This window comes from Dietzia sp. 111N12-1 (genome assembly GCF_001658045.1).
Classification (GTDB): domain Bacteria; phylum Actinomycetota; class Actinomycetes; order Mycobacteriales; family Mycobacteriaceae; genus Dietzia; species Dietzia kunjamensis.
Map to the genome: position 1 here is coordinate 1 of NZ_LSSV01000049.1, position 18,306 is coordinate 18,306.

The window sequence follows — 18,306 nt, forward strand, 5'->3', positions numbered from 1 at the left end:
GGTTCGAATCCCATCGGGGGTACAGGGGAGATGTCCCGGTTCGTCGGCAACGACGAGCCGGGACATCTCGCATTTGTGGCCGTGGCAGGATCACCGGGGTGACCTCTCGCCGTGACCTCCTCCGCCTGGCCGTCGGTGGCGGGTTGACCCTCGCGGGGCTCACCGCGTGCGGCCCGGGAGGGGGGTCGACGACGACGACACCGGCTCCGACGGCGAGCGACCCGCTGACTCCCCCCAGTCCGATCCGTACCCCCACACCGGACGCTCCGCCACGCCGCCTCATCGCGCTCTCCTCGGCCGACCTCGACGTCCTGCACGCCCTCGACCGTGAGCCCACCGCCGCGTGGGCCGTCGACGGGACGGGCCCGCGACCGTGGCGCGACCACCCGGCACCGCCGTCGCCGGAGTGGGACGGCCCCGGACTGCCGAGCCTGCGGTCGCTGCTGCCGTTCGGGGTGGACGCGTTCGTCCTGGTCGCGGCCGACGTCACCGGGCCCGAGCTCCGTGGGTACGAGCAGCTCGCCACGGTGATCGTCGACCCGCAGGGGAGACCCGGGTGGCGGGACCACCTCGATCTCGTGGCCGGGGCCGTCGACCGCGATCCCACCCCGGCAGCCGAGACGGCCAAGAAGGCGCTCGAGGAGTGGTCGGAGGGGCAGCGTCGCCTCGGGGTGGACGCCCTCGTCGTCGTCATCGGCACCGGCGCGCGGCCCGACACCCCCGTCGCCACCCTCGCGGCGACGTCGCCACTCGGCGCCGAGATCCGTGCGCTGGGCTTCGACGTGGACTCGCGCCCCGACCCCGTTCCGTACCGGGACCTCCGGCGGCCGGGCGTGCAGGTGGTGCGGGTGGACCCGCGCGACGACGATCTCGTGGCCGCGGCGCGCCAACCAAGCGTGGCCAGCCTGCCATGGGCGCTCGAGCGGCTCACCCGCGGCCGGCGGCCCGCGTAGGGCCGGCGCGGCGGCGTCCCTGTCGACTAGAGCCGTTTGTGGATCGCATCGGCGGCGGCGAGCAGATCGGCCGCCCACTTCACGCCGGGGCGGCGACCGATGCGGTCGACCGGGCCCGACACGGAGATCGCGGCGACCACCGTGCCGGCGGCATCCCGGATCGGCGCGGAGATCGAGGCCACGCCCGCCTCCCGCTCGGCGACCGACTGCGCCCAGCCGCGCCGCCGGACGTCGGCGAGCTGGCGCTCGGTGTACGTGGCGTCGGCGAGCAGGGTGCGCTGGGTGGCGGGGTCGGCCCACGCCGCCAACACCTTCGCGCCCGAGCCCCGTGTCATGGGCAGGATCGCCCCGACGGGCACCGTGTCCCGCAGTCCCGTCGGTGGTTCCGCGGAGGCCACACAGATCCGGCGGTCACCGTCGCGCCGGTACACCTGCACGCTCTCCTCGGTCACCTCGCGCAGGCGGGGCAGCACGGAGGACGCGGCCTCGGCCAGGGAGTCCGACACGTGCGCGGCGAGCTTGGCCAGACCGGGCCCCAGGCTCCACACCCCGGCGTCGTCACGGGAGAGGAGTTGGTGGATCTCGAGCCCCACCGCCAGCCGGTGGGCGGTCGCGCGAGGCAGGCCCGTCCGCTCGCAGAGGTCGGCCAGGACGCACGGTTGCTCGGCCACGGCGTGGAGCACCGTCATCGCTTTGTCGAGGACCCCGATCCCGCTATACTGTCTCACAGTTCGACTATATCGTCCTACATGGTGAGAATCCATCGGATCCCATCAGGACGTGGAGTGGAGGCGTGATGAACGAGACCGTGTCCGGCGGCACGCGACCGCGGACCCTGGCCGAGAAGGTCTGGGACGACCACGTGGTGGTCGAGGGCGAGGGCGAGGGCGGGTCCCGGGGGCCCGACCTGCTGTTCATCGATCTCCACCTCGTCCACGAGGTCACCAGCCCTCAGGCCTTCGACGGTCTCCGCCTGGCCGGACGCCGGCTCCGCCGCCCGGACCTGACCCTGGCGACCGAGGACCACAACGTCCCGACCGACATCGTCGGCGGCGCGGTCAATCTCATCGCCGACCAGACCTCGCGGATCCAGATCGAGACGCTGCGTTCCAACTGCGAGGAGTTCGGTGTCCGGCTGTACCCGATGGGCGACCTCGAGCAGGGGATCGTCCACGTCGTGGGTCCGCAACTCGGCCTGACCCAGCCGGGCATGACCGTGGTATGCGGTGACTCGCACACCTCGACGCACGGGGCGTTCGGTTCCATCGCGATGGGCATCGGCACCTCCGAGGTCGAGCACGTCATGGCCACCCAGACGCTGGCCCTGCGCCCGTTCAAGACCATGGCCGTCACCGTCACCGGCGAGCTGCAGCCCGGCGTCACCGCCAAGGACCTCATCCTGGCCGTCATCGCCCAGATCGGCACCGGCGGCGGGCAGGGCTACATCATCGAGTACCGCGGCGAGGCCATCGAGAAGCTGTCGATGGAGGCGCGGATGACCATCTGCAACATGAGCATCGAGGCCGGTGCCAGGGCCGGCATGGTCGCCCCGGACCAGATCACCTACGACTACCTGCGCGGTCGCCCGCACGCGCCCGCGGGTGACGAGTGGGACGAGGCCGTGCGGTACTGGGACGGGCTCCGGACCGACGAGGACGCGGTGTTCGACACCGAGGTCGTCATCGACGGTGCCGCCCTCACCCCCTTCGTCACGTGGGGCACCAACCCCGGCCAGGGCGTGCCCCTGGGTGCGGCCGTCCCCGACCCCGAGTCGTTCACGGACGAGAGCGCGCGCATCGCCGCCGAGAGCGCACTGGAGTACATGGACCTCGAGGCCGGCACCCCCATGCGGGACGTGCCGGTGGACGTCGTGTTCGTCGGCTCGTGCACCAACGGCCGCATCGAGGACCTGCGCGCCGTCGCCGAGGTCGTCGACGGTCACACGGTGGCCGACGGGGTCCGGATGCTCATCGTGCCGGGCTCGATGCGCGTGCGCGAACAGGCCGAGGCGGAGGGCCTGGACAAGGTCTTCACCGCCTTCGGCGCCGAATGGCGCCAACCCGGCTGCTCCATGTGCCTGGGCATGAACCCGGACTCGTTGCTGCCGGGCCAGCGGTGCGCGTCCACATCGAACCGCAATTTCGAGGGCCGCCAGGGCAAGGGGGCCCGCACCCATCTGGTCAGTCCGTCGGTCGCCGCGGCCACCGCGGTGCTCGGACACTTCGCCTCACCCGTCGACCTCGAGCCCGCGAAGGGGGCCTGACACCTCATGGAGCCGATCACCACCCACACCGGCATCGGCGCCCCGCTGCGCCGCTCCAACGTGGACACCGACCAGATCATCCCGGCCGAGTACCTCAAGCGCGTCACGCGCACCGGCTTCGAGGACGGACTCTTCTCCTCCTGGCGGGCGAAGGAGCCCGACTTCGTCCTCAACCGGGCGCCCTACGACCGCGCCTCCGTCCTGGTCGCCGGACCGGACTTCGGCACCGGGTCCTCGCGCGAGCACGCCGTGTGGGCCCTGATGGATTTCGGGTTCCGTGTGGTCATCTCCTCGCGGTTCGCCGACATCTTCCGCGGCAACTCGGGGAAGTCCGGTCTCGTGGCCGCCCAGGTCGAGCAGGAGAACGTCGAACTCCTGTGGAAGGTCATGGACGAGCGACCGGGTATCGAGCTGACCGTCGACCTGGGGTCGCGCACCGTCACGGCCGGTGACGTCACGGTACCGTTCGACATCGACGACAACACCCGGTGGCGTCTCATGGAGGGGCTCGACGACATCGGCCTCACGCTGCGCGAAGCCCACCGGATCGAGGAGTTCGAGAGTCGGCGGCCCGCGTTCAAGCCGGTCACGACCCCGCGCTGATCGTGGGATAAGAAGTCGTTTCGGAGCAACCTCCGAAACACCCCCGTGTGGCGAAACCATGTGAGTATGCTTATGTCTAGTTCGGCGCGGACAGGTACCGCGCCCGCATACCTCACCCGAAGGGGGATCCCCACGTGAACAAAGCCGACCTGATCGCCGAACTGGCGGACCGGATGGGCGGAGATCACCAACTCGCCACCGAGGCCCTGGAGAACACTCTCGACATCATCGTCCGGACCGTCGCGTCCGGGGAATCCATCACCATCATGGGTTTCGGCATCTTCGAGAAGAAGTCCCGTGCGGCCCGGGTCGCCCGTAACCCCCATACCGGCGAGTCGATCCCGGTACCGCCGACCCACTCACCGGTGTTCCGGCCGGGCCAGTACTTCAAGTCCGTCATCCAGGGCACCGAGTCGCTCCCCGAGGACCGGCTCGCCGCGAAGCGCTCCAGCTCCCACCAGTCGTTCGGGGGCCTGCGCAAGAATGGTGTGAACCACCGCGAGAAGGTCAGCTGACCGACCGGCCCGCTACCGCAGCTCAGAACAGCGGTAGCGGGCTGGGGTAGTAGTCGGCGTAGGTCGGCCGCGTGCCGTCGAACCCCAGGGCCCACACGCCGGCCTTTTTGGTGGCGGCCTCGCCGACGTCGATGTCGGTCGAGCCCGCCAGGTCCCGGATCATCCCGGGGATGGCGGTTCCCTGCGAGGACACCACGGCGACGCCGTCGCCCGGGGCGATCGCGGCCAGCCGGGCCACGGCGGCTGCCGGGTCGTCGAGGTACGCCTCGTCGCTCAGCGCCGGTTCGATCGCGATCCCCACCCCGAGCTCGTCCGCCAGTGGCGCGAGTGTCTGTTCGCACCGGACCCTGGGCGCGCTGTACAACCGGGTCACGCCGAACGCCCGGAGCATCGGCACGAGCATCTCGGCCTGCGCCCGTCCGGACTTGTCGAGGGGACGCAGGTCGTCGTTCCCGCTCCACTGGCTCCTGCTGCCGGCCTTGGCGTGCCGGACGACGAGCAGGGTCTTTCCCTCGGGCGGGGCCGCGCAGAAGCGGGTGAGGATCTTACGGTCCAACGGGTAGGAGACCAGATCCTTGGCCTGCTCCACCGGGAGCCACCGGATCTCGTCGACCTCCGAGTTCGGCTCGAAGGTCCCCTCGCGGGCCATCGCCGACCAGTACGTGACCTCCTTGCGGGTGTTCTCCTTGAGGGGGTAGCCGGTGGTGCCGATGCGGGACTGCAGGACGGCGGTGAATCCCGTCTCCTCGGCGATCTCCCGGACAGCGGTGACCGGCAACGATTCGCCCGCGTCGACCTTGCCCTTGGGCAGGGACCAGTCGTCGTAGCGCGGGCGGTGGACCACCGCACACAGGCGCGAGTCGCCGTCCGTGCGGTACAGGACCGCACCCGCCGCCGGCACCACCCGGACCGTGGCCTTCTTGCTCATCGGTCCCGGAATCCCGCGTGCAGTGAGGCCGACCGCTCCTGATGGTCGACCGACTCGGCCCAGTCCTCCGGGGCGGGCATACGGGCCCAGCTGGCGTCGTGCCGGAGATGGAAGCTGCGCGTGGCCGGATCGAGGGCCGAGTCGAAGATGCGGTGGATCTGGGCCTTGAGCCGGGGATCGGTGACGGTGACCATCACCTCTACGCGGCGGTCCAGATTGCGGTGCATCATGTCCGCACTGCCGATGAGGGCCTCGTCGGCGCCCCGGAAGTGCAGGATCCGGGAGTGCTCGAGGAAGCGCCCGAGAATCGAGCGGACGTGGATGTTCTCGCTCAGGCCGGGGACGCCCGCCCGGAGGGAACAGATGCCACGGACCACGATGTCGACCGGAACCCCGGCCTGGGATGCGCGGTACAGGGCATCGATGACCTGCTCGTCGACCAGGGCGTTCGCCTTGAGCCGGATACCGGCCTCGCGTCCCTCGGCGGCCAGCTCGATCTCGCGGTCGATCCGCTCGATGATCCCCGACCGGATGCCCTCCGGCGCCACGAGGAGGCGGCGGTACTTGCTCACGTTGGAGAACCCGGTCAGGTGGTTGAACAGATCCGTCAGGTCCGACACGACGTCCTCGTCGGCGGTGAACAGGCCGACGTCCTCGTACAGGCGCGCCGTCTTGGGGTTGTAGTTGCCGGTACCGATGTGTGCGTAGCGCTGGAGCCGGTCGCCCTCCTTGCGCACCACGAGGCAGGTCTTGCAGTGGGTCTTCAGGCCCAGGAGGCCGTACACGACGTGGACTCCGGCCTGCTCGAGTTCGCGGGCCCACCGGATGTTGTTCTGCTCGTCGAAACGGGCCTTGATCTCCACCAGCGCGACGACCTGTTTGCCGGCCGCGGCGGCATCGACCAGCGCGTTGACGATGGGGGAGTCGCCGGAGGTCCGGTACAGGGTCTGTTTGATCGCCAGGACGTCGTCGTCGGCAGCGGCCTGCTCGATGAACCGCTGGACCGTGGTGGCGAACGACTCGTAGGGGTGCTCGACGAGGACGTCGCCCTCCTGGAGGGAGGCGAAGATGTTGCGGGCCGTCTCCCTCTCACCGAACGCCGGGGGAGTGGCCGGCACCATGGGCGGGTCCTTGAGATCCGGCAGGTCCAGCCCGTGGATCTGCCAGAGCCCCGTGAGGTCCAGCAGGCCCGAGAACCGGATGACGTCGGCCGAGTCCACGTCGAGCTCACGCTGCAGGATGCGGAGCATCCGCGGGGTGGTGTCCTCCGCTATCTCCAGCCGCACGGCCGATCCGAAGCGCCGGCGGGCGAGTTCGCGCTCGAGAGCCTGCAGCAGGTCCTCGTCGCGGTCCTCCTCGACCTCCATGTCCGCGTTGCGGGTCACCCGGAACACGTGGTGCTCGACGACCTCCATGCCCTGGAACAGATCCTGGAGGTGCGCGGCGATGATGTCCTCGGCGGGGACGAACGCGTACTCGTCCGGGCCGCCGCGGTCGACCCGGACGAAGCGCGGGACGTTGTGCGGGATCTTCACCCGGGCGAAGTGCTCCTGGCCCGAGTCCAGGTCGCGGATGATCACCGCGAGGTTCAGGCTCAGCCCGGAGATGTACGGGAACGGGTGGGCGGGATCCACAGCGAGGGGCGTGAGGACGGGGAAGATCGAGTTACGGAACAGCTCCGCGAGGGTGAAACGTTCCTCGGCCGTGAGGTCGGCCCAGGGCAGGATCCGGATCCCGTGCTCCTCCAGCGCCGGGCGGATCTCGTCCTCGAACAGGCGGGTCTGTTCGTCGCACAGTTCCCGCGTCCGTCGGCTGATGCGGCCCAGCTGTTCGGCGGGGGTCTGGCCGTCCGCGGAGCGTACGGACAGTCCCGTCTTGTCGCGGCGCTGGAGACCGGCCACGCGGACCATGTAGAACTCGTCGAGGTTCGAGGCGAAGATCGCGAGGAACTTGGCTCTCTCCAGCAGCGGGAGGTCCTTCTCCCCGGCGAGTGCGAGGACCCGGGCGTTGAAGTCGAGCCAGCTCAGTTCGCGGTTGAGGTAGCGGTCGCGGGGCCGGGGCAATCCCTGGAGGGCGGTCGGTTCGGCGGTCACGGGACCATTGTGGCCGATACCCCGGTCGCGTGGGCGAGGAGGCGGACGGAGGGGTCACGGAGGGCCCCGGCGGTGGCGGGACCGACGGACCGCCCCGGCAACCTCGCGAGATCCTCCGGGACGTCGACATCCCGGGCGGCGGCGGCCAGATCGCCCACCGCCGCGATCTGTACCGCGCCGCCCTCGTCGCGGTACCGGGCGGCCGAATCGACACCGAACCGGCAGACACGGGGAGCGGGCGCGCCCGTCCAGAACGCCATCGTGGTCCCGGCTCCGCGGTGGTCCGTGACCGTGGCGTGCGGGTGCCGGCCGGCGATGTCCAGGATCCGCGCGAGGTGCTCGGGTCGCAGTTCCGGGAGATCCGCCGCGACCACTCCGACCGGACCCGGGACGTCGGCGAGTGCGTTGTCCAGGGCGAAATTGAGGGGGTCACCGTGGCGGGGATCCGTACGGGCGGGTTCGTCGACGAACTCCGCCCCCGCCCCCGAGGCCAGTTCCTCCACACGGGGGTCGGCGGAGACGACGCGAACGCGGGCGACTCCCGGGGTCTCCCGGCAGGCGGCCAGGACGTCCACGGCCATCGCCACCACGAGAGCCCTCCTGCCGTCCGCGGTGAGTGCGGGCACCAACCGGCTCTTGGCGCGCTCGAGCGCCTTGACGGGGACGACGATCGTCCACCCGTCAGCCGTCGACCCGCCGTGCCCCGCTGTGCTCATCGCCCGCCATCCTGCCAGCCGGGCCTCACGAGCGTCCTCCGCCGGGTAGCGTTTGACCACGATCCGCCTGAGGGTGGCGGTCGGGAGCAGGTCGACGGTCGGGAGGCGATGATGGCGCGGATCGCGGTGATGGGTGCGGGGTCCTGGGGGACTGCGGTCGGCAAGGTTCTCGCCGACGCCGGATCCGAGGTCGTGATGTGGGCCCGTCGGGACGAGGTGGCAGCCGGGATCAACGACGCGCACTGCAACTCCAAATACCTCCCCGGCATCGTGCTGCCGGCGACGGTCACCGCGTCGACCGACCCGGCGCGGGTCCTGGCCGGCGCCGAGGAGGTCGTGCTGGCGATCCCGTCCCAGAGTCTGCGGGGCAACCTCGAGCACTGGGTCGACCACCTCGAGCCGGAGGCCGGGGTGATCTCGCTGGCCAAGGGCATCGAGACAGGGACCCTGATGCGCATCAGCGAGGTCGTCGCGGAGGTCACCGGGCTCGACGATCGCCGGATCGCCGCGCTGTCCGGCCCCAACCTCGCGAGGGAGATCGCGGAGGGGCAGCCCGCGGCGACCGTGATCGCCTGCACGGACGACGAGCGCGCGGCCCGGCTCCAGGACGCCTTCTCCACGCCCTATTTCCGCCCGTACACCAACACCGACGTCGTGGGCTGCGAGATCGGTGGCGCCACCAAGAACGTCATCGCCCTCGTGTGCGGCATCGCCACCGGGATGGGGCTGGGCGACAACACCATGGCCACCCTCGTCACCCGAGGGCTGGCCGAGACCACCAGGCTCGGCGTGGCGCTGGGCGCCAACCAGATGACCTTCGCGGGGCTGGCGGGCCTCGGGGACCTCGTGGCGACCTGCACCTCGCCCCTGTCCCGCAACCGGACCTTCGGCGAGCGTCTGGGCAGGGGAGAGACCCTGGAACAGGCCCAGCAGGCCACCAACGGTCAGGTCGCCGAGGGGGTCAAGTCGTGCACGTCGATCCGCGAGCTGTCCCGTAGGGTCGGGGTGGAGATGCCGCTGACGGAGGCGATCCACGAGATCTGTCACGAGGGGGGCGACGCCGTCGAGGTGGCGGTGCGCCTCATGAGGCGGAGCACCAAGCCCGAGTAGCCTCGGCCCGGTGAATCGCATCACCGTTGCCGTCCTCTACGGCGGTCGCAGCTCCGAGCACTCCGTGAGCTGCGTCTCCGCCGGCGCCGTCATGTCGCACCTCGACCCCGCGATCTATGAGGTCATCCCCGTCGGGATCACCGAATCCGGGACGTGGACGCTCGGCCCGGAGGACGTGTCCGACCTGCGGATCGTCGATCGCAACATGCCGGTCGTCGACCCGCACCGCCCCGGGGTCGCACTGGGGCTGTCCACCGACGACCGCGGGGTGCTGCGGTTCTCGGGCGGCGACCGGGCCGGGGAGGAACTCGCTCGGGTGGACGTCGTCTTCCCCGTCATGCACGGCACCCACGCGGAGGACGGGACCGTCCAGGGTTTGCTCGAACTCTCGGGCATCCCCTATGTCGGCCCGGGCGTGTTCGCCAGTGCCGCGGGCATGGACAAGGAGTTCACCAAGGTCGTCCTCGGTGCAGCGGGCCTGCCGATCGGTCAGCAGGTCGTGCTCCGGCCGGGCACCGCGACGCTCCCGGCGCCGGACCTCGACCGCTTGGGGCTTCCCTTGTTCGTCAAGCCGGCCCGCGGCGGCTCGTCCATCGGCATCACCAAGGTGTCGCGGGCGGAGGAACTCGATGCGGCGATCACCGAGGCGCGACGCTTCGACCCGAAGGTGATCGTCGAGGCCGCGATAGTCGGACGCGAGGTCGAGTGCGGGGTCCTCGAGTACCCCGATGGCCGGGTGGAGGCGAGTCTGCCCGCCGAACTGCACATCCCCGGCGAGCCCACCGGCGGGGAGGGTGGGACCGAGGGTGACGCCTTTTACGATTTCGACACCAAGTACCTCGACGACGTGACCACCTTCGACCTGCCCGCCGATCTGTCGGACGAGGAGACCGGGCGACTGCGCGCACTGGCGGTGGAGGCGTTCCACGCGTTGGACGCCCGGGGGCTGAGTCGGGTGGACTTCTTCGTCACCGCCGACGGGCCGGTGATCAACGAGGTCAACACCATTCCCGGGTTCACCCCGATCTCCATGTACCCGCAGATGTGGGCGGCGACGGGCGTCGACTACCCGACCCTGCTCGACACCCTGGTGCGGACCGCACTCGCCCGCGGCTGAGACGGCCGCACCCCGGCCCCGTCGGCCGGGTCAACCGATCGGTGCGGGGTCCGGCTCGACGGCCTCGAGGCTCGCGGTGAGCGCGTCGGAGAGATCCTGGATCGGGCCGGTTCCACTGCCGTCGGGCAGTGTCACCGCGACGAACTGCAGACGGTCGACGGCGACCCAGGTCGACGCGGTGACCGCCGGGTCCGGATCGGGCTCGTTGAACCACTGGACGCCGTTGACCTCCTGCAGGCCCACCCCCACCGTGAAGGTCGGCGGAGCCGGCAGTCCGCAGCGGACGATCACCGGTTCGGCATCGGGCATCCGGTATGCCGCCGTCCCCTCCGGCGCCGGTTCGGCCAGAGCGACGCGGCCGGCCTCCCCGAGGGACTCCGGGAGCGACTCGATCAATGCGGCGCACTCGTCAGACCCGGCTCCGGGCGAGGGGATGGGCACCGCGGCCACCGGCTCGCTCGCGGCCGCCTCCGTGGCCTCCTCACCCACCGAGCGGACCAGCACCAACACGACGGCGAGCATGACCAGCGGGACGACCACCGCGAGGACCACCACGATGGTCGACACGGGGACCGCCCGCGCACCCGGGGTACCGGTGTCCCGCGGGCCGGCGTCATACCGCCCGGCCGGGTCCGAATCCGTCGAAGCCACGTCGTGTCGTCCTTCCTCCCACGATCGGCCGCCGACTCGGGCGGCCGCTAACCTGACGGCAACGCTACAGACCCCCGCCGGTGTGCCCGGCGACGAGACACCACGGGAAGCAGAGGTGGCCGCCGTGTCCGACCGCGCCCTCACCGTCGCCGAGGCGGGCGAGGCCGCGGTGCTCGCCGTCCTGAGCGGCGCGGCCGGGCACGCCGCGGACGACCCGGTCGGCAACGGCGACGACGCCGCGGTCCTGGGACCCGCCGCCGCCACCGTGGTCACCACCGACATGCTCGTCGAGGGCACCCACTTCCGTCTCGACCTCACCGGCTGGGGCGACGTGGGCAGGCGCGCGGTGGCGCAGAACGTCTCCGACGTCCTGGCGATGGGGGCCGAGTGCACACGTGTCCTGGTCGCCCTCGCCGTACCGGCCGCGACGACGATGGGGCAGATCGCGGACCTTGCGGAGGGTGTTCACGGGGAGGCCGCGCGATCCGGCGCCGTCGTGGTCGGCGGGGATCTCACCAGAGCGGACCTCGTCGTCGTCGGCGTGACGGCGATCGGCACCCTCCCGAACGGAGCCCGCCCCCTCCGGATCGACGGGGCGGAGCCCGGCGACACCGTCGCACTCACCGGCGCGCCCGGACGCTCGGCCGCCGGGCTGGCGCTGCTCCTGGCCGGGCACCCCGACGGCCCGCTCCAGCGGTCGCACCGGGTACCCGTACCGCCGATCGGCTCCGGCACCGCCGCCCGACTGGCGGGCGCGCGGGCTCTCACCGACGTGAGCGACGGGCTGCTGCGCGACCTGTCGGGGCTCGCGCGGGCCTCGTGCGTCGCGGCCGACCTCGTCACCGATGCGCTGCCCGTCGACCCGGTCCTGGCCGAGGCCGCGGCAACCCTGGGCGTCGCGGACCCCGGGCGTCAGGTGCTGGACTGGGTCCTCGACGGTGGCGAGGACCACGGACTGCTCGGGACGTTCCCGCCCGGGGCGGTGATCCCGCCCGGGTTCACGGCGATCGGCACCGTCCGGTCGGGAGAACCCGGCCTGGTCACCCTCGACGGTGAGCCCCGCACGCCGGGAGGCTGGGACTCCGCCCGCGGCGCGAACTAGGGTGATCCGCATGGCTGTCTATGCACTGGGAGACCTCGAACCCGACATCGCACCCGACGCCTGGGTGCACCCCGATGCGGTGGTCATCGGCCGGGTGACACTCGGCGCCGGCGCCTCGGTGTGGCCCACCGCCGTCCTGCGCGGCGACTACGGGCGCATCGAGATCGGCGCGATGAGCAATATCCAGGACGGCACGATCGTCCACTGCACGGCCACCGAACCGACGATCATCGGTGAACACTGCGTGGTGGGCCACAACGCGCACATCGAGGGGGCCACCATCGGGAACGGCGTCCTCATCTCGTCGGGCTCGATCGTGCTCAACGGTTCCGTGATCGGTGACGGGGCGGTCGTGGCCGCCGGCTGCCTGGTCCCGCCCCGGTTCGACCTCCCCGCCCGCCGCATGGCGATGGGGACGCCGGCGAAGATCCGCGAGGGCGTCGAGGTGGACCCCGCGATGCTCGAGGGCAACACGCAGATGTACCACGACAACGCCATGCGCTACCGCGCCGACCTGCGTCGGCTCGACTGACCGGTGGACGACCGACACACCCCGCCCGCACCGTTGTCCGACCTTCTCGACCCCGGCTGGGCACGCGCGCTCGCGCCGGTCGAGGAACGGATCCACCGGATGGGTGATTTCCTCCGCGCCGAGAACGCGGCGGGCCGGGGGTACCTCCCCGCCGCCGACCGGGTGCTGCGCGCGTTCACCCAGCCGTTCGACGACGTGCGCGTGCTGATCGTGGGGCAGGACCCGTACCCGACGCCCGGCCACGCGGTCGGACTGAGTTTCGCGGTCGACGGCGACGTGCGTCCGCTCCCGCGAAGCCTGGTCAACATCTATCGCGAGTACACCGACGACCTGGGACTGGCGGCCCCCGGCCACGGCGACCTCGGGGCCTGGAGCCGGGCAGGGGTGCTGCTGCTCAACAGGGTGCTCACCGTCGCGCCCGGGGAGCCCGCCTCCCACCGTCGCAAGGGGTGGGAGGAGGTCACCGGGCGGGCGATCGAGGCCCTGGTCGAGCGGGATCGCCCGATGGTGGCGATCCTGTGGGGGCGCCATGCGCAGTCGCTGGCGCCGATGCTGGGGGACACCCCCGTGATCGCCTCCGCGCACCCGTCGCCGCTCTCGGCGTCGCGCGGGTTCTTCGGCTCACGGCCGTTCAGCCGCGCCGACGAGGAACTGAGGCGACTCGGTGCCGAGCCGATGGACTGGCGACTACCGGAGGATCCGCTACAGATGTAGCGGACCCGGCCGGTCCACGACGTGGCGTTCCCGGCTCAGCCCCGTCCGAACTCCGGACGACGTTTGGCGACGAACGCATCCACGCCCTCGATGCCGTCCGGCGAGACGGCGAGGCGGGCGATCGACTCGCGCTCGGCGTCGAGCTGATCCGACAGCGTGGCGTTCTCGGAGGCACGCAGGAGCGCCTTCGCGGCGGCGTGGGATTCGCGCGGTCCGGCCGCGAGACGCACAGCCAGCGACCGGGCGGCCTCCCGGACGTCGCCGTCGACGAAGGTCGTGAGCACGCCCAACTGGAAGGCGCGCTCACCGTCCATCGGCTCGTTGCCGAGGATGAACGCCCGCGCCGCGGGCTGACCGACCGCGCGCGGCAGGCGCCACGACATCCCTCCGTCCGGCGACAGCCCGATGCCCGGGTAGGCCGCGAGCAGTCGGGTGTCGGGCCCGCCGACCGAGAAGTCCGCGGCCATGGCCAGCGAGGCGCCGGCGCCGGCCGCCCACCCCGCGACCGCGGCGACCACGGGCACGGTCACCTCGTCGAGCATCCGGACGACCCCGTGCAGCCGGTCCGCGAGCTCCCGCACGTGCTCCGAACGGTCCTCGGCCGCGGCGAAGCCCGGGACGTTGCCGCCGTTGCAGAAATTCTTGCCCAGGCCCACCAGCAGGACCGACCCGGCGTCGATCTCGCCGTCGAGGAGCGCACGGAGGGCGATGGCCGCCTGATCGACCGCGTCGGAATCGAGTGAGTTGCCCTTGCCCTCCAGCGAGACCGGGAGCGTGAGTACCCCATCGGTGAGAGTGACGAGGGGGGTGGCGGTGAGGTCTGCGGTCATCGTGGTGCTCCCGGGTCGTGTCGGCCGTCTCGGCTAGTCGGACGGCTGTCGAGTGCAGAGGGTACTAGGCTTGGCCGGGCCGACAGGGAAGATGGCCGCAGGGGTGGGCGCGCGGTGAGGAGGGGTGATGACGCAGGAGTCGACACGTGTCGAGGAACGTCCGTCGACCCTCGACGCGCACGGGCTGCTCACGTGGGCCCGGCGGTGCGTCGAGCAGCTCGCCGCCCGCCGCGAGGAGATCAACGCCCTCAACGTCTTCCCGGTCCCCGACGCCGACACCGGAACGAACCTGCTCTACACCATGCGGGCGGCCGTGGACCGGGCCGAGGGCGAGGACGCGTGGATCTCCGAGGGCGGGGGCACCGCCGGCGCCCGCGAGATCGCCGTCGCGCTGGGCCACGGGGCCGTGCACGGTGCGCGGGGGAACTCCGGCGTGATTTTATCGCAGGTGTTGCGGGCGGTCGGCGAGGCGGCGACCTTCACCGTGGTCGACGCCTCCACCTACCGGCGCGCACTGCGGACCGCGGTGACCCTCGTGGACCACGCGTTGAGCGAGCCGGTCGAGGGGACCATCGTCACGGTTCTGCGGGAGGCCGCGACCGCGGCCGGACGGTCCTCCGCCTCCTCGTTGGTCGAGGTGGCCCGCGTGGCCGCCGACGCCGGCGCCGAGGCGCTCGACGGGACCACGTCACAACTGCCCGCGCTGAGCAGGGCCGGCGTCGTCGACGCCGGCGGGCGTGGGCTGCTCGTCCTGCTGGACGCCATGGTCGAGATCCTGGCGGGTCAGACCCCCGAACGGCCGGACTACTTCATCCCGAAGGACGGCGCAGAGGCGTCGTCAACGCCCGGGCACGATACGGACGAACCGCACGAGGACGCCGGGACCCGCTACGAGGTGATGTACTCCCTCACCCACTCCGACGACGCGCGCGCCGACGAGCTGCGGACCGCACTCCGGATGGTGGGCGACAGCGTGGGTGTCGTCGGCGACGGTGGCTCCGGAGCCAACGCCAGGTGGGCGGTGCACGTCCACACCGACGACATCGGCGCCGCGATCGAGGCGGCCCTGTCGCTCGGGCGGGTCACCGAGATCCGGGTGACCGACATGCTCGACCCCGCGGGCGATCGACCCGGGCAGCACCGGGCCCACGACGCCGGAGACCCGCACGGTTCGGACCAGCGAACCGGCGACCCCGGGCTGCGCAAGGTCGTCGCCATCGTGCCGGAGGGGCCTCTGGCCGACCTGTTCTCCGAGGCCGGGGCGGAGACCGTCGACCCCGGGGACGACGGGGAGGGCGTGATCGACGCGGTGCTCGCCGTCGACGCCGACGAGCTCCTCGTCCTCCCCAACGGCGAACTGTCCCGCGACCAGATCGGCGCGATCGACGCCGCGCTGCGCGACGGCGAGGGTCACGCACTGATCCTGCCGACCGGATCCGTGGTCCAGGGCCTGGCCGCCCTGGCGGTGCACGACCCCACGACCACCCTGTCGCTGGACGGGTTCTCCATGGCCGACGCCGCGGCCGGGACCCGGCACGCCCACCTGATCCGGGCGGAGCAGGACGCGCTGACCCTGGTGGGTCGGTGCACCGCCGGCGACCTGCTCGGCGTGGTGGGGCACGACGTCGCACTGATCGAGTCCGACGCGGTCGACGCGGTGTGTGCGCTCGTCGACCGGGTGCTGTCCTCCGGAGGCGAACTCGTCACCGTACTGTTCGGTGACGCCTACGACGAGGCGGCGACCGAGTCGGCGCTGTCCCGCGTGCGGTCTTCCCACCCCGACATCGAGGTGGTCGGGTACGCCGCCGGCCCCGGGCGGGCCGTGGCCCAAGTCGGGGTCGAATGACCTCTCTGGCCACCACGGACACCCCGCTCGCCGAGGTTCTCGACCCCGGGCTGGCGGAGCGCATCACCGCCGCGTTCGGGCACCGCAGCGTCGGCGACCTGTTGCACACTCTGCCGCGCCGCTACCGGCAGCACGGGCAGCGCTACGACAAGCGGGAACTGGTCGACGGCGAGCGGGTCACGGTGATCGGCAAGGTCACCACCGCGCAGACCCGCACCTACCAGACCAAGCAGCGGCAGACGCGGGAGATGCTCACGCTGACGGTCGAGGACGGCGACACCACGTTCCGGGTCGTGTTCTTCGCCGGGCGCAAGATCAAGTTCATGCTTCCGGTGGGGACGCTGGCGATGTTCGACGGCACCGTTTCCCGCTTCCGCCGGTCACTGGACCTCAAGCATCCCGAGTTCCTCGTCCTGCGTCCGGTGACCGGCCCCGGCGGCCAGCTCAAGGGGTCCGGCGACCTCGCGGCGCTGGCCCGCCTGGCCGCGGAGATCGACGCCGAGGGCGGACCGAGCCTGTTCGACCGGCCACTGCTGCCCGTGTACGCGGCCAAGGAGGGGGTCACCTCCTGGGACCTGCTCGGCGCGGTGGTCATCACCCTGCGGGCGTTGGTGCCGGTGGTCGACCCGCTCGACGCCACGGTCCGGTCGGTGGCGGGCCTCATGGACCTCGACGAGGCACTGCGTAAGGCTCACCTGCCCGAGAACTCCCGGGACAAGGATCGGGCCGGGTACCGGCTGCGCTTCGACGAGGCGCTCGCGCTGCAGTTGCTGCTCGGCGCCAGGCGCCGGTTCGTCGCGCGGGACCCGGCGCCGGCCAGTCCGGTGCGCGGGGACGGGCTCCGCGCGGCCATGGAGGCCCGGATGCCGTTCGAGCTCACCGGCGGACAGTCGGCGGTACTGGAGGAGATCTCGGCGGACCTGACCCGTGATGAGCCCATGAACCGGCTCCTGCAGGGCGAGGTCGGGTCGGGCAAGACAGTGGTGGCGTTGTTGGCGATGCTCCAGGTGGTCGACGCCGGCCGGCAGTGCGTGATGCTGGCCCCCACCGAGGTCCTGGCGGTCCAGCACCACCGTTCACTGACGGCGATGCTCGGCGATCTCGGTGAGCGCGGCAGGTTGGGCGCGGCCGAGCAGGCCACCCGCGTGGTGCTGCTCACCGGGTCGATGTCCACGGCCCAGCGGCGCGCGGCCCTGCTCGACATCGTCACCGGGGAGGCCGGGATCGTCGTGGGGACGCATGCGCTGATCCAGGACTCGGTGGACTTCTTCGACCTCGGCCTGGTGGTGGTGGACGAGCAGCACCGCTTCGGCGTCAGACAGCGTGATCGCCTGCGCGCCAAGGGGCGGGCGGGGTTGGTGCCGCACCTGTTGGTGATGACCGCGACCCCGATCCCGCGGACCATCGCCATGACCGTGTTCGGGGACCTGGAGGTGTCCGAGCTCCAGGAGCTCCCCGGGGGGCGTCGCCCCATCTCCACCTCCGTCGTCCCGGCGAGGGAGAAGCCGCGATGGCTCCAGCGGACCTGGGAGCGGGTGCGCGAGGAGGTGGAGGCCGGCCACCGTGCGTACGTGGTGTGCGCGCGGATCGACGCCGACGACACCGAGAAGGGCGGCGGCGCCGACAAGGGCGGCGACAACAAGGGGGGCGACGACAAGGGCGGCGACAACAAGGGCGACGACGACAACGGCAGCGACCGACCACCGTTGGCCGCGGCCGTGGACCTGCACGAGCACCTCTCCACCGGGCCCCTGGCCGGACTGAGGATCGGACTCATGCACGGCCGACTCCCGCCGGAGGAGAAGGACGCCACCATGGCGGCGTTCGCGGCCGGCGCTCTCGACGTCCTCGTCTCCACGACCGTGATCGAGGTCGGTGTGGACGTTCCCCAGGCCACCGTCATGGTGGTCATGGACGCCGAGCGCTTCGGCGTGAGTCAGCTGCACCAGCTGCGTGGCCGTGTCGGTCGGGGCGGACTGCCCGGCCTGTGCCTGCTGGTGACCAACTCCCGCACCGGGGGTCGCTCGATGGAGCGGCTCGATGCCGTGGCGGCCACGACGGACGGCTTCGTGCTGGCGCAGTTGGACCTGGTGCAGCGCCGCGAGGGCGATGTCCTCGGGGACGCCCAGTCCGGTGCCCTCTCGGCGTTGCGGTTGCTGTCGGTGGTGGACGACGGTGAGGTGATCGAGATAGCCCGGCGCCACGCCGAACAGATCCTGGAGACCGACCCGGGGCTGCACGCCCACCCGGCGCTCGCGGAGCGGGTCCGCCGATTGGCCGGTTCCGAGGAATCCGACTACCTGTTCAGATACTGACCCACGACCACAGGGAAG

17 protein-coding genes are annotated in these 18,306 nt (G+C 71.6%); 11 read left to right on the top strand and 6 right to left on the bottom strand.

Going from position 1 to position 18,306, the window contains the following annotated elements; all coding sequences use genetic code 11:
* Positions 1–98 precede the first annotated feature (98 nt).
* Positions 99–953, top strand: coding sequence for an ABC transporter substrate-binding protein (locus tag AYO52_RS11875; protein WP_067717509.1), 855 nt, complete (start codon positions 99–101; stop codon positions 951–953).
* A 26-nt stretch (positions 954–979) separates the two neighbouring features.
* On the opposite strand, the gene AYO52_RS11880 is transcribed toward AYO52_RS11875, so the two are convergent.
* Positions 980–1,681 carry an IclR family transcriptional regulator gene (locus tag AYO52_RS11880; RefSeq protein WP_067717512.1) on the bottom strand — a complete coding sequence of 234 codons (702 nt, stop codon included), beginning with the start codon at positions 1,679–1,681 and terminating at the stop codon, positions 980–982.
* Between the two features lie 68 nt (positions 1,682–1,749).
* On the opposite strand from AYO52_RS11880, the gene leuC reads away from it, so the two are divergent.
* The 3 genes from leuC (at position 1,750) to AYO52_RS11895 (ending at position 4,334) form a co-directional block, all read left to right on the top strand.
* On the top strand, positions 1,750–3,216 hold the full coding sequence (gene leuC / locus AYO52_RS11885) for a 3-isopropylmalate dehydratase large subunit (RefSeq protein ID WP_067717515.1): 1,467 nt from the start codon (positions 1,750–1,752) through the stop codon (positions 3,214–3,216).
* 6 nt (positions 3,217–3,222) lie between these two features.
* Complete coding sequence (gene leuD / locus AYO52_RS11890; protein WP_067717524.1) at positions 3,223–3,819, top strand: 3-isopropylmalate dehydratase small subunit; 597 nt, start codon at positions 3,223–3,225, stop codon at positions 3,817–3,819.
* Between the two features lie 134 nt (positions 3,820–3,953).
* Positions 3,954–4,334 carry an HU family DNA-binding protein gene (locus tag AYO52_RS11895; protein ID WP_067717527.1) on the top strand — a complete coding sequence of 127 codons (381 nt, stop codon included), beginning with the start codon at positions 3,954–3,956 and terminating at the stop codon, positions 4,332–4,334.
* A gap of 22 nt (positions 4,335–4,356) precedes the next feature.
* Here the strand turns inward: AYO52_RS11895 and AYO52_RS11900 are convergent, their stop codons facing one another.
* From AYO52_RS11900 to cofC, 3 genes are read right to left on the bottom strand one after another with little or no spacing between them, the layout of a single operon-like run.
* On the bottom strand, positions 4,357–5,262 hold the full coding sequence (locus AYO52_RS11900) for an NUDIX hydrolase (protein WP_067717529.1): 906 nt from the start codon (positions 5,260–5,262) through the stop codon (positions 4,357–4,359).
* On the bottom strand, positions 5,259–7,355 hold the full coding sequence (locus tag AYO52_RS11905; protein ID WP_067717532.1) for an RNA degradosome polyphosphate kinase: 2,097 nt from the start codon (positions 7,353–7,355) through the stop codon (positions 5,259–5,261). The genes AYO52_RS11900 and AYO52_RS11905 overlap by 4 nt, the downstream gene beginning before the upstream one ends.
* Positions 7,352–8,071 carry a 2-phospho-L-lactate guanylyltransferase gene (gene cofC, locus AYO52_RS11910; protein ID WP_067717535.1) on the bottom strand — a complete coding sequence of 240 codons (720 nt, stop codon included), beginning with the start codon at positions 8,069–8,071 and terminating at the stop codon, positions 7,352–7,354. Before cofC ends, AYO52_RS11905 begins: the two co-directional genes overlap by 4 nt.
* Before the next feature lie 111 nt (positions 8,072–8,182).
* Here cofC and AYO52_RS11915 point away from each other — a divergent pair, with 111 nt between their 5' ends.
* Both AYO52_RS11915 and AYO52_RS11920 read left to right on the top strand, forming a co-directional pair.
* On the top strand, positions 8,183–9,181 hold the full coding sequence (locus tag AYO52_RS11915; protein ID WP_067717977.1) for an NAD(P)H-dependent glycerol-3-phosphate dehydrogenase: 999 nt from the start codon (positions 8,183–8,185) through the stop codon (positions 9,179–9,181).
* Positions 9,182–9,191: 10 nt separating this feature from the next.
* Positions 9,192–10,298, top strand: a complete 1,107-nt coding sequence (locus tag AYO52_RS11920) for a D-alanine--D-alanine ligase family protein (RefSeq protein WP_067717538.1) — start codon at positions 9,192–9,194, stop codon at positions 10,296–10,298.
* Positions 10,299–10,328: 30 nt separating this feature from the next.
* On the opposite strand, the gene AYO52_RS11925 is transcribed toward AYO52_RS11920, so the two are convergent.
* Complete coding sequence (locus AYO52_RS11925; RefSeq protein WP_067717540.1) at positions 10,329–10,949, bottom strand: DUF3515 domain-containing protein; 621 nt, start codon at positions 10,947–10,949, stop codon at positions 10,329–10,331.
* A 124-nt stretch (positions 10,950–11,073) separates the two neighbouring features.
* Here AYO52_RS11925 and thiL point away from each other — a divergent pair, with 124 nt between their 5' ends.
* From thiL to AYO52_RS11940, 3 genes are read left to right on the top strand one after another with little or no spacing between them, the layout of a single operon-like run.
* Complete coding sequence (thiL, locus tag AYO52_RS11930; RefSeq protein ID WP_253702114.1) at positions 11,074–12,051, top strand: thiamine-phosphate kinase; 978 nt, start codon at positions 11,074–11,076, stop codon at positions 12,049–12,051.
* Positions 12,052–12,061: 10 nt separating this feature from the next.
* A complete protein-coding gene (locus AYO52_RS11935; protein WP_067717980.1) occupies positions 12,062–12,583 on the top strand; it encodes a gamma carbonic anhydrase family protein in 522 nt (173 codons plus the stop codon).
* A 3-nt stretch (positions 12,584–12,586) separates the two neighbouring features.
* A complete protein-coding gene (locus AYO52_RS11940) occupies positions 12,587–13,297 on the top strand; it encodes a uracil-DNA glycosylase (protein WP_067717544.1) in 711 nt (236 codons plus the stop codon).
* A gap of 35 nt (positions 13,298–13,332) precedes the next feature.
* Here AYO52_RS11940 and AYO52_RS11945 read toward each other — a convergent pair whose 3' ends face one another.
* A complete protein-coding gene (locus AYO52_RS11945; protein ID WP_067717547.1) occupies positions 13,333–14,127 on the bottom strand; it encodes an enoyl-CoA hydratase/isomerase family protein in 795 nt (264 codons plus the stop codon).
* A 127-nt stretch (positions 14,128–14,254) separates the two neighbouring features.
* On the opposite strand from AYO52_RS11945, the gene AYO52_RS11950 reads away from it, so the two are divergent.
* Together AYO52_RS11950 and recG are read left to right on the top strand one after the other, a co-directional pair.
* On the top strand, positions 14,255–15,973 hold the full coding sequence (locus AYO52_RS11950) for a DAK2 domain-containing protein (RefSeq protein WP_067717550.1): 1,719 nt from the start codon (positions 14,255–14,257) through the stop codon (positions 15,971–15,973).
* Positions 15,970–18,288: an ATP-dependent DNA helicase RecG gene (gene recG, locus AYO52_RS11955; protein ID WP_082923972.1), complete on the top strand. Its 2,319-nt coding sequence runs from the start codon at positions 15,970–15,972 to the stop codon at positions 18,286–18,288. Before AYO52_RS11950 ends, recG begins: the two co-directional genes overlap by 4 nt.
* Positions 18,289–18,306 lie beyond the last annotated feature (18 nt).